This window comes from Halanaerobium praevalens DSM 2228 (genome assembly GCF_000165465.1).
Taxonomy (GTDB): Bacteria; Bacillota; Halanaerobiia; order Halanaerobiales; family Halanaerobiaceae; genus Halanaerobium; species Halanaerobium praevalens.
Genome location: NC_017455.1, coordinates 435,862 through 447,884 on the forward strand (window position 1 = coordinate 435,862; position 12,023 = coordinate 447,884).

Annotated in this window: 9 protein-coding genes; all 9 read left to right on the forward strand. The window is 28.7% G+C overall.

Going from position 1 to position 12,023, the window contains the following annotated elements:
* The first annotated feature begins 1 nt into the window (after position 1).
* The 9 genes from HPRAE_RS01915 (at position 2) to HPRAE_RS01955 (ending at position 11,972) form a co-directional block, all read left to right on the forward strand.
* Entirely contained in the window at positions 2-916 is a 915-nt protein-coding gene (locus tag HPRAE_RS01915; RefSeq protein WP_014552567.1) for a DUF979 domain-containing protein, read from the forward strand.
* Positions 917-938: 22 nt separating this feature from the next.
* Positions 939-1,580 (forward strand): pyroglutamyl-peptidase I, encoded by a 642-nt coding sequence (gene pcp / locus HPRAE_RS01920; protein WP_014552568.1) that lies wholly within the window; start codon positions 939-941, stop codon positions 1,578-1,580.
* Positions 1,581-1,697: 117 nt separating this feature from the next.
* Entirely contained in the window at positions 1,698-2,375 is a 678-nt protein-coding gene (locus HPRAE_RS01925; protein WP_014552569.1) for a Crp/Fnr family transcriptional regulator, read from the forward strand.
* 187 nt (positions 2,376-2,562) lie between these two features.
* Positions 2,563-3,489: a LysO family transporter gene (locus HPRAE_RS01930; RefSeq protein ID WP_014552570.1), complete on the forward strand. Its 927-nt coding sequence runs from the start codon at positions 2,563-2,565 to the stop codon at positions 3,487-3,489.
* 90 nt (positions 3,490-3,579) lie between these two features.
* A complete protein-coding gene (locus HPRAE_RS01935) occupies positions 3,580-4,854 on the forward strand; it encodes an ABC transporter substrate-binding protein (protein WP_014552571.1) in 1,275 nt (424 codons plus the stop codon).
* A 42-nt stretch (positions 4,855-4,896) separates the two neighbouring features.
* Positions 4,897-5,787 (forward strand): carbohydrate ABC transporter permease, encoded by an 891-nt coding sequence (locus HPRAE_RS01940; protein WP_050755989.1) that lies wholly within the window; start codon positions 4,897-4,899, stop codon positions 5,785-5,787.
* Positions 5,787-6,611 (forward strand): carbohydrate ABC transporter permease, encoded by an 825-nt coding sequence (locus HPRAE_RS01945; protein WP_014552573.1) that lies wholly within the window; start codon positions 5,787-5,789, stop codon positions 6,609-6,611. The genes HPRAE_RS01940 and HPRAE_RS01945 overlap by 1 nt, the downstream gene beginning before the upstream one ends.
* A gap of 26 nt (positions 6,612-6,637) precedes the next feature.
* Positions 6,638-9,613 carry a glycoside hydrolase family 2 TIM barrel-domain containing protein gene (locus HPRAE_RS01950; protein ID WP_014552574.1) on the forward strand — a complete coding sequence of 992 codons (2,976 nt, stop codon included), beginning with the start codon at positions 6,638-6,640 and terminating at the stop codon, positions 9,611-9,613.
* Positions 9,614-9,653: 40 nt separating this feature from the next.
* Positions 9,654-11,972, forward strand: coding sequence for a glycoside hydrolase family 65 protein (locus HPRAE_RS01955; RefSeq protein WP_014552575.1), 2,319 nt, complete (start codon positions 9,654-9,656; stop codon positions 11,970-11,972).
* Positions 11,973-12,023: the final 51 nt, after the last annotated feature.

Here is a 12,023-nt window from a genome sequence, read left to right on the forward strand (position 1 = left end):
TATGCAAACATTACTTTTAGAAGCACTTTATATTATGGCTGGTTTGGTTTCTTTATTAACAGCCAAAATGGCTTATGCTGATCAAAAACATCCCTCACGTATTGGTTCTACAATTTTTTGGGGCCTTTTGGGATTTGTTTTTATTTTAGGAAAATATGTTCCACCACAAGTTGTAGCTATAATTTTGATTATAATGGGAGTTTTAACTGCTTTAAACAAAGTTCAAGCTGGAAATCAGCATAATGCTTCCGAAGAATTTAGATTAGCAGAATCTAAAAAATTTAAAAATAAATTATTTATTCCTGCTTTAAGTATAGCAGTTTTTGCCTTTGGTATAGCTCAATTTACCCAATTTAGTGGTTTAGTTGGTTTAGGAGCTGGAGCCTTAGTAGCTACTTTAATGGCTCTTTATATGACTAAAGCTGAAGTCTCTTTTGTAGCCTATGATGGTAGTCGTTTATTACAACAAGTAGGATCAGCTAGTATTTTACCTCAACTGTTAGCAGCCTTAGGTTCATTATTTGCAGCAGCTGGAGTTGGAGAAGTAATAGCAGCTAGTATTTCAGGGGTTATACCTCAAGGAAATATTTTATTGGGAGTAATTGCTTATTGTCTGGGAATGGCCTTATTTACTATAATTATGGGTAATGCTTTTGCAGCTTTTGCTGTAATTACAGCTGGAGTTGGAATGCCTTTTGTTTATAGTCAAGGTGCAGATCCTGCTATTGCAGGAGCTTTAGCTTTAACAGCAGGCTATTGTGGAACTTTAATGACTCCAATGGCAGCTAATTTTAATATAGTTCCAGCAGCAGTATTAGAAACTAAAAGTCAAAATAGAGTTATAATTTCACAATTTGCTTTTGCTTTAGTTATGCTTTTAGTTCATATTGCTTTAATGTACTTTTTAGCTTTTTAATTAAATAAATGGAGGTTAAATTATGAAAGTTTTAGTTACAGCTTTTGATCCTTTTGGGGGAGAAGCTATTAATCCTGCTTTTGAGGCAGTTAAAATATTAGAAGATCAAATTGCAGGTGCAGAAATTATAAAAAAAGAAATACCAACAGTGTTTGAAAAATCAATTGAGGCTTTAGAAAAATATATAGAGGCTGAAAAACCAGATATTACAATCTGTGTTGGTCAGGCAGGTGGCCGGTATAAGTTATCTGTAGAAAGAGTAGCTATTAATGTTGATGATGCCAGAATTGAAGATAATGAAGGTAATCAGCCTATAGATACTAAAATATTTGCTGAAGGAGCTAATGCCTATTTTGCTGAACTACCAATTAAAGCAATGGTTAAAGAAGTAACAGACCATAAGCTGCCAGCAGAAGTATCTAATACAGCTGGGACTTTTGTCTGCAACCATCTAATGTATGGTTTATTATATTTAATTGATAAAAAGTATCCAGAAATGAAAGGTGGCTTTATCCATGTACCTTTTATTCCAGAACAGGTTATTGATAAAAAAGAAAAAGCTAGTATGTCATTAGCTAATATTAAAGAAGCTTTAACTTATGCTCTTAAAGGTGCAGTAGAAAATGATGAAGATATTACAAAATCAGGTGGCAAAATAAGCTAAAATAAATAATGTAAATTATCGGCAGCAGCTAGTTTGATTTGGCTTTCTGCCGATATTTTTTAATAAAGCAATTAATTGTTCAAAAAGTTAAATGCTAAAGAAGGGAATGATCTAAGCTTGTATAAAAAATTATTTAATCAGCAAAAACAAGCTAAAATGAGAGAAGTCTTTCTTCAGCTTGCTCAAAAAGGTAGGATTTTAAAAATAGATAAAGCAGAACAAATTGTTTTAAGTGAAAAGCAAAGTTTTGCTATCGTTTGTTCTGGTCAAATTAAACAATCTTTATTTAGTCAGGATGGATCTGAAAAATCTTTGTACTTGCTGCGGGCAGGAGAAATATTTGGTGAAATGGATTATTTTACTGAGTCAGAAAATAAGCTGATTAATACAGCAATGAAAAAATCTAGTATTGCTTTGATTTCAAGAAATGAATTAGAAAAAAGATTAAAAAAAGAAGCAGATCTTTATCGATATTTTATTCATAGTATCAGCCGTAAATTTAGAATAGTAATGTTGCAGATGGCAGGGATGGTTTTTAATGATTCAGCTGGAAAATTAGCAGAAATTTTAATTAGATTAGCAGCCCAAGAGGGAATAGAAACTGAAGCAGGAATTAATTTAGATTTAAACTTAACTCATCAAGATCTTGCTGATTTAATAGGTTGTTCTCGTTCTACAGTTAGTCGAGAGCTAAATAACTTTAAACAGCATGGTTTAATTAAGATTGTTAAAAAACAAATAATTATTAAAGATTTAAAAGCTTTAAAAAAATATATTAATCAAATTTCTAAATAAGTCTCCTTTGTTGGAGGCTTATTTTTTTTAATGGGGCTGATACCAGTCTTTGAGCGTGGCAAAAATGTTATCTATTTTTGAATATAGAAATCAGCAAATTTCTTTTTACTAATTTTTTTACTTGACTTTTAGTAAAATAATTAGTAAAATTAAAAATAATAAAAATATTTAAATAGGAGTGGTTTATTTGGATACTTGGCTTATTTTTTTAAGTCTTAGTCTGGGTTTTTTAGTTGCTTATTTAAATTTGATCCAAAATACTTTAATTAAATATAATAAATATTTGACTAATATTTCTTTATTAGTTTTGCTGTTTAGTATGGGAGCTAAAATAGGTATGGATGAGCAAATTTTAAAGCAGATTAGTCAGTTAGGATTTAAAGCTTTATTGCTTTCGCTTAGTGCAATTATAGGTAGTGTTTTGATGATTTTTATTTTCTTTAATACAAAAAAAGATTTAGAAAATAAAAATATAAGTAAAATTCAGAAAGAAGAGCCAGTAAAAGTTGATTATAAAGATACCCTGATTATAGCTTTGGCAGTCCTAATGGGGCTTGGTTTTGGAGTTATATTTTTAAATAATACTTATCTTCAACTCATTAATAAAATTACTAGCTATGCATTAGTCTTCCTGTTATTTGGAGTTGGAGTAGATATTGGATTAAATAAAGAACTTTTAAAACACTTAGTTAAATATGGTTGGAGCATTATTGTTTTTCCATTTTTAATTGCTTTAGGAAGTATTCTTGGAACAGCTGCTATGGGTTTTGTAATTGGTTTTAACCTTAATGAATCAGCAGCTATTGGAGCAGGTTTTGGTTGGTATAGTTTGTCTGGAATTCTTTTATCTGAGCTACATAGTGCAGAATTAGGTTCAGTAGCTTTTTTAACTAATATTTTCAGAGAATTTACAACATTTTTGATTTTGCCGACAGTTGTGAAATATTTTGGTCAGACAGCATCTATTGCTCCTGGAGGGGCTACTACTTTAGATGTCACTTTACCTTTGGTGAAAAAAGTTGGAGGAGAAGAAATGGTAATTCCTGCTTTAATCAGTGGAATGATTTTAACCACTTTAGTTCCAATATTAGTTCCTTTTTTAATAAATTTATAGTTTTTAATAATTTTTTTACTTGACTTTTAGTAAAATAATTAGTAAACTTAAATTATTATAAAATTAAAAAAATTAAAACGGAGGGGTAATATGAGAAAAAATGGGATATTATTTTTAATAACAATAATGATGGTGCTTATTTTTAGTTTTGGGATAGCTGTATCTGCATCTGAAGTTGAAGAAATAACTGTCTGGATTCCAGGTGATGAAGTAGAATATTCATTTTATTATAATATGTTTAAACAATATGAAAAAACAAATGAAAATGTTAAATTCAAAATTGAACAACAACCTTGGGGTGATTATTGGACTAAATTACCTTTAGAATTACAATCAGGGAGAGGTCCTGAATTATTTATGGCTCATACAGCCTATTCCGATGTTTTATTACCAAATGCAAAAGAACTTCCATTTGAAGTTGATGAATTAAAAGAAAATTTTAAAAATCCAGATTTATTTTTAGGAGAAAATGGAAGACCGGTATTTATTCCTTTAGTCTTTTATGGTGCTGTAATGTATTATAATGTAGACCATTGGCAAGAAGCAGGCTTAGATGAATCAGATATTCCAGCAACTTGGGATGAGCTAGAAAAAGTTGCTCAAAAGCTTACAATTCGTGATGGAAATAAAATTGTTAGAGCTGGGTTTGATTATAGTACTTGGTATACCTTAGCAGATTTAATCTATCAACAGGGATATGGCTTAGTAGATCAAAATTCTGAAACAACAATTGATTCTGAAGCGGGAGTTAAAGTTTTAAAAAGAATTAAGAGTTGGGAAGATGATTTAAAAATCAGTGATTATACTTTAGGAGATGGCTCACCTGAAGATTCTTTTTTAAGATATCAAGCTTCAATTATTTATGGTCATGCTTGGATGGATAATTGGCTATCTGCTACAGATGAAGAATTAAACTTTAAAGCTTTTCCAATTCCAGTTTGGAATCAAGAATCTCCAGTTATAACTAGAGCTGATATGGAACTAACTTTTGGTATAAATAAAAATGTAAATGAAAAACAGTATCAGATTTTAACTGATTTTACTAAATTTGTTTTAAATAATGATCAGGTAATGTTAGATATTGCTAATGGATTTAGTGGTATTTCATCTCGTAAAGATTTAGTTGATATGGGAGCAGATAATTCTACTATAGAAGCTATAAAAGCACAGATGGATAAAATGATTCCAATGGTTTTACCAGGTGAATATGAAACAGTAATTAAACAAGTGATTGAAGAAGTAGCAGTAATGGATATTCCAATTGCAGAAGCTTTAAACAATGCTGTGAGAAAATTAAGTCTTTCTAATTTAGACAGTGTCCATCAATATGAAGAAAAATATGAATATGTTGATCAACTAAAATAATAAAAAGGGTGTCTTCATTTTTGAAGGCACCTTTTAAACGAGGTGATTAAAATTAAAAATAACTCCCAATTAGCTTCCCAAAAAATGTTGGTGATTTTAGTTAGCACATTAATGATTTTATTTTATGGAATTTTTTCTATTGGGCCAATGATTTATGCTTTTATTGGTAGTTTTGCTGATTGGAATCCAATTAGAAATACTTTTCAATTTATTAAATTTGATAATTATATTCATCTTTACCATAATTCTTTATTTTGGAAATCATTGAAAAATACTATTTATTTCGTAGTAGTTGTAGTAACAGGAAGAGTTTTGTTGGGATTTTTTATTGCTTTAGGACTTAATTCTATCAAAAAGTACAAAAATTTGATGCGTTCTCTCTATTTTTTACCAGTAATTATGCCAATAGTGGCTGTTGCTTTAGTTTGGAAGTGGCTTTATGATCCTAATATTGGTTTTTTTCAGATGATTTTAGCTGCTTTTGGGATTACGAATGTTAAATTTTTATATGATAGAAATTTGGCTTTACCAGCAATTATGTTGATGACCATTTGGAAAGATGTTGGCTATGCAGTAATTATCTTTTTAGCTGGTTTAATGGATGTACCTCGAAGTATTATAGAAGCAGCTGAAATTGATGGAGCAAATCGTTGGCAAAAAATGTGGAATATAGTTATTCCAACTTTAAAACCAACTTTAATTTTTGTGATTATAACTTCAATAATTTCTTATTTTCAAACATTTACTCAGGTTTTTGTTATGACAAAAGGTGGTCCCGGAACTTCAACTCATGTTTTGCTTTACCTTATTTATGAGCAAGCATTTAAATATTATCGCTTTGGTTATGCTTCAGCTATTACTGTTTCCTTATTTATATTAATTATGATTGTAACCTTTATTCAGTTTAAAATTATGAAGGGAGGAGAAATGTAATGACTAAAAATAAGGTTTTTAGGATTGCAATTTTTAGCTTTTTATTAATTGGAGGACTGATAATGTCAATTCCTTTTATCTGGCTTTTATTTTCTTCTTTTAAAGCTAATAAAGAAATTATTGGTTATCCACCTACTTTTTTTCCCGATAAATTCACTTTAAAACATTATTTGAATTTAAATTCTCGCTTTAAAATAGGTAGATATTTTATGAATTCAATTTTTCTGGCAACTGTTAAAACATCGATTGCAGTTTATACTAGTTTGCTTTGTGGTTATGTTTTAGCTAAATTCAACTTCTTTTTAAAGAGTATTTTGTTTAAAATAGTATTATTTACAATGATGATTCCTTATATTATAACAGTAATTCCTGTTTATCAGATGATTACTGATTTTGGTTGGAAGGATCAATATATAGCAATTATTGCTCCTACAATTCTTTCTAGTTTTGGTATTTTTATGATGCGACAATATATAAAATCAGGAGTACCAGATGAATTATTAGAGGCAGCTCGGATTGATGGAGCAAGTGAATTTAGAATTTTTCATACAATTGTTATTCCTTTATGTGTTAATATGATTTCGGCTTTAACTATCTTTTTATTTCTTTGGAATTGGGAAGATTTTCTCTGGCCTTATCTTGTTTTAAATACTCAAGATAAATTTCCCTTGGCAGTAGCTTTAAATATGTTTAGTGGTCAAAATACGACCAATTATGGAGGTCTTTTTGCAACTTCTTTAGTTACAATTTTGCCAGTGGTCATTGTTTATTTTATGTTCCAAAAACGTTTTGTAGAAGGGATATCAATGTCAGGGATTAAGTAGTTATTTTAATGAATGGAGTGAAAGCTATGTTAAGAGAATATTTTAATGACTTAAATATTTTAGAAAAAAATAGATTAGCTGCAAGAGCTTATTTTAAAAGACCCATAAAAAATTTGAAGGGAATGTGGAATTTTAAGTTTTTTGATTCTCCTAAAAGAATTACAGAAAATGTAATCCTAAATAAAGCTGACCAAAGTTGGGAAACAATTAGAGTGCCTTCTTGTTGGCAATTAGAAGGTTATGGTCAAATGCATTATACAGATTTATATTATCAATTTCCTTTAGCTCCTCCTTTAGTTCCAATTATTAATCCAACAGGTGTTTATAAAAAAGAATTTAACTTAAATGAAGATTTAACAAATAAAGAAGCAATACTTAGATTTCACGGTGTTGATAGTGCTTTCGCTGTTTATCTTAATCAAAAATTTATTGGTTATAGCCAAGGAAGTAGAATGATTAGTGAATTTAAAATTGATCCATTTTTAAAGTCTAAAAATGAATTAACTATTGTTGTTTATAAATGGTCAGATGGTAGTTATTTAGAAGATCAAGATATGTGGTGGTTTAGCGGTATTTTTAGAGATGTTGAACTAGAAATTACTGATCAAGTTAATATTTGGGATTATAAATTTAAAAATAAATTTGATCAAGAATATAAATTAGCAGATGCTTTATTTGAAATCAAAGTAAGGGGTTTAGAGTTTATAGACAAGAAGAATTGGACTCTTAGAGCAATTATTAAAGATCAGAATTCTGTTTTGGCTGAAGCAAAATTTAAGCTGAAGGAAAAAATTGATTTTAAGTTTGAAAAATTAGTAGTTAATAAATGGACTGCTGAAACTCCAAATTTATATCAAATGAAATTAGAAATTTATGATGCTGAGAATAATTTGAGAGATAAGATAGAAGATAAAATTGGATTTAGAGAAATTAAAATAAAAAATAACAAGATACTTCTTAATGGGAAAAAAATCATGTTTAGAGGAGTAAATAGACATGAGTTTAATCAGGATACAGGAAGAACAATTACTAAAAAAGAGATGTTAGATGATGTTTTAATGATGAAAAAAAATAATATTAATGCAGTCAGAACAGCTCATTATCCAAATTCAGTTTATTTTTATCAATTATGTGATCAATATGGCTTATATGTAATAGATGAAGCTGACTTAGAGTGCCATGGTTTTGAATTAACTAGTGATTATAAAAAAATAACTGTTGATCAGGCCTGGGAAAAAGCATTTATTGACCGAATAAAAAGGCTTGTAGAAAGAGATAAAAATAGAGCTTCTGTTCTTATTTGGTCTCTTGGAAATGAATCTGAATATGGTCATAATTTTAAAAAAATGGCTCAAGTAGCTAAAAATATTGATCCAACTAGGCCTTTACATTATGAAGGAGATAAAAATACAGAATCAACTGATATTTATAGTACAATGTACTCTTCTATTGAAAAATTAGAAGAGATTGGCAGAAATAATAATAATACCAAACCACATATTCATTGTGAATATGCTCATGCAATGGGAAATGGACCAGGTAGTTTACAAGATTATTGGAATATTTATGAAAAATATGAAAGATTGCATGGGGGCTTTGTTTGGGAATGGGTTGATCAAGGAATTCGTACTGTTGATAAAAATGGTAATCTTTATTATAAATATGGTGGTGATTATGGGGAGCAGCCTCATAATGCTAATTTTAATCTTGATGGATTACTATTTCCTGATCGTAGTCCCTCACCTGGATTAATAGAATATAAACAAGTAATTGCTCCTATAAAGTTTAAAATAGTAAATTTAGAAGCTGGTATTTTTAGTATAGAAAATAAATATAATTTTATAGATTTGGGTTCTTATAAATTAGATTGGGAAATTAAGTCTGCTGGAAAAATTTATAAGAGTAATACTACAAATTTAAGAGGAATTAAAGCAGGTGAAAGTCAAGATATAATTATTAATTTGAAAAATATTGACTATAATAAAAGTAAAGAAGCTTATTATATATATTTTACTGTTAGTTTGAAAGAAACTCAAAAATGGGCTGAAATTGGTCATCTTATTAGTCGAGAGGCTTTTGAGATTAAATCAAAACAAAAACATATTAAATTAGAGAAATTAAAAGAAGATAATACTGGGGAAATTGTAATAGAAAAAAACTCCGACACATTAAAATTAAATACAAAAAAAGCAGAAATAATATTTGATAAAATAAAAGGTAATTTAAAATCTTACTCTTATCAAGGTGAAGAAGTTTTGCTTTCAGGTCCTCAATTTAGCTGTTGGCGAGCTCCAATTGATAATGATATGTATATTTTAAAAGAATGGAAAGAGAAATATTTTTTGAATTTAATGAAAAATTATAATGAAGAATTTAGTTATAAGCAAAAAAATAATGGAATTTTAGTTAAAACTAAAAGTGTTTTTGGTGGCCCTAACCAAGAATGGTTTTATCAACTTGAATCTGAATATTGGGTTGATAATCAGGGAAGAATTAAATTTAAGTTTATTGGCGAATTAAGAGATCCAGCTGGAGTTATGCAGACTATGTTGCCAAGAATTGGGTTTGATTATCAATTACATAGTTCTTTTACACAGTTTAGCTGGTTAGGAAGAGGGCCACATGAAAATTATAGTGATAGTAAAACTAGTGCTTTAATAGATTTATATGAAAAGAAATTAGAAGAATTATATACTCCATATCCTTATCCGCAAACAAATGGAAACCGCAGTGATCTTTCTTGGTTAGAAATAAGTAATAAATCTAAGAAGATCAAATTCTCTAGTGAAAATAATTTTAATTTTAGTGCTCACCAGTATAAAGAATCTGATTTTGAAAAATCAAAACATTTAAATGACTTAAAAGCAAGAGATAAAATTTTTCTAAAATTAGATTATAAGCAAAATGGATTGGGAAGTAATAGCTGTGGTCCTCAACAGCTAAGTAAACATCGTTTGAAAGCAGTTAACTTTATTTTTGAATTAAAAATGGAAGTAGAATAAAAATTATATTTTATTTAAAAATAGAAATGAGGAGTAGAAGATGATAAAAAATCATTTTAATAAAGAAATCAGGAAATTAATTTCAGCTTCAGAATGGTTAATAGTTAGAAAAGAATATAAACCAGAAGAAAATTTAGCTTATGAATCATTATTTGGTTTAGCAAATGGAAAAATGGGAAATCGAGCAGCTTTTGCTGAAGGTGGAAATAAAAAAACTTTGCCTGCTAATTATATTCATGGAGTTTTTGATAAATCAGAAGCTTTTATGAGAGAACTTGTTAATACTCCAAACTGGATAGATTTGAAAATGTATTTTTTAAGAGAACCATTTGGGATTGGAGATAAGAAGGAATTAAATAATTTTATATCTGTTTTGGATTTAAAAAAAGGAATTCTTTTCCGAAGTTATATTATTACAACTGAATCTGGCAGAAAAACTAAAATTGAAAAGATTAAATTTTTAAGTAGGTCAAATAAATCTTTAGCAGCAATTAGAACATATATTACTCCTTTAAATTATGGTGGCCTATTTGAATTTGAAAATAGGATTGATGCAACAATAACTAATTTTGCTGATTTTCCTAGATTTAAGGTTAAGCACTTAAATACTTTGGAGTTAAATAATTTGCAGGGAAAAGGAGCTTTTGTTAAAAGTCAAACAAGAGATTTTGGTTTAGAAATTGGAACGGCTGTAAGTGTAGATGTTAAAAAAAATACTGGGGAAGATTGTTTGAAGTCAAAACACTTTAGGACTTTTGGAGAAATAGCTTGTGAATTTTTTGATCTTGAAATTGCTGAAAATGAAACTGTTATGATTGATAAGTTAGCAGCAATTACAACTGAAAGAGAGACAAGTAATGTTTATCAATCTTGTTTAGAAAAGATCAATAAATTTAAAAAAGTAGGATTTAAAGAAGAATTGAATTCTCATATTAAAGAATATAATCAATTATGGGAAAAAGCTGATTTAGTTATTGAGGGAGATTCTAAAATGCAGCAAGCATTACGTTATAATATTTTTCAATTAATGAGTACACCAAGTCCAGAAGATAATCAGACTAATATTGGGGCTAAGTTATTACATGGTGAAGAATATGGTGGACATGCTTTTTGGGATACAGAATTATTTGTGTTACCTTTTTTTAATTGGGTTTTTCCAAATATTGCTCAAAATCTAGTTGAGTACAGATATAATCTTTTAGAAAAGGCTAAAGAAAATGCAGAGATTAATGGTTATCAAGGAGCAAAATATCCTTGGGAATCTGCTGATACAGGTGAAGAAGAATGTCCTGCTTGGACAATTGAACCAGATGGCACCTGTTATCGCTGTTATGTTGCTGATTATGAACATCATGTAACAGCAGCTGTAACAATGGGAATGGTCAATTATGTAAAAACTACGGATGATCAAGAATTCATGAAAAATAAAGGGATTTATATTTTAGTTGAAACAGCTAAGTTTTGGTTGAGTCGGTTAACTTTTAACGAAGAAAAAGATTTTTATGAAATTTTAAAGGTCACTGGCCCAGATGAATGGCATGAACCTGTAGATAATAATGCTTATACAAACCACTTAGCTAAATGGAATATTGATTATGCTTTAGAAAAATTAAGAAAATATAAGAAAGAAAATGAAGATTTTTATCAAAAAATAATAAAAAATTGTGAACTTGAACTTGGTTTTGAGCAAAAGTGGCAGAAGATTAGTCAAAAAATTTATACTGTAGCTGAGCAAGGACTAATTGAACAATTTGAAGGTTATTTTAATTTGGAAGATGTTTTAATTAAAAAATGGGATGAGAATAAAATGCCTTTAATGCCCAAAGAATTAAAAGGAAAACCTAAAAATGAGATTTCAATTTTAAAGCAAGCAGATGTTATAATGTTGATGTTTTTATTAGAAAATAAATTTGATTTAGAAACTCAGCGACTTAATTTTGATTATTATGAAAAAAGAACTTTGCATCGATCATCTTTAAGTCCAAGTATTCACTGTTTAATGGGCTTAAGAGTAGGTGATACAAAAAGAGCTTATGATTATTTAGAAAGATCAGCTTATGTTGATTTAGATAATAATCAAGGCAATACCCGTGAAGGAATTCATGCCGCTTCTGCAGGAGGGAGTTGGCAGGCAGTTGTTTTTGGTTATTGTGGAATGAAAATTGCCAAAGATGGGATGCTTAGTTTTGAACCTAATTTACCCACAAATTGGAGTAAAGTTAAGTATTCAATTACTTGGAAAGGACAATTAATTGATGTTTTAATAAAAAAAGATAAAATAGATTTAAGTTATAGAAAAAGAGTTCCGACTAAAAAAATAAAATATAAATTTAAAGATGAAATAAAATTTGTTAATTGATAAAAAAAGTATTTTATGATATTTTTTAACTATCAAGGATTTGTTCAATTT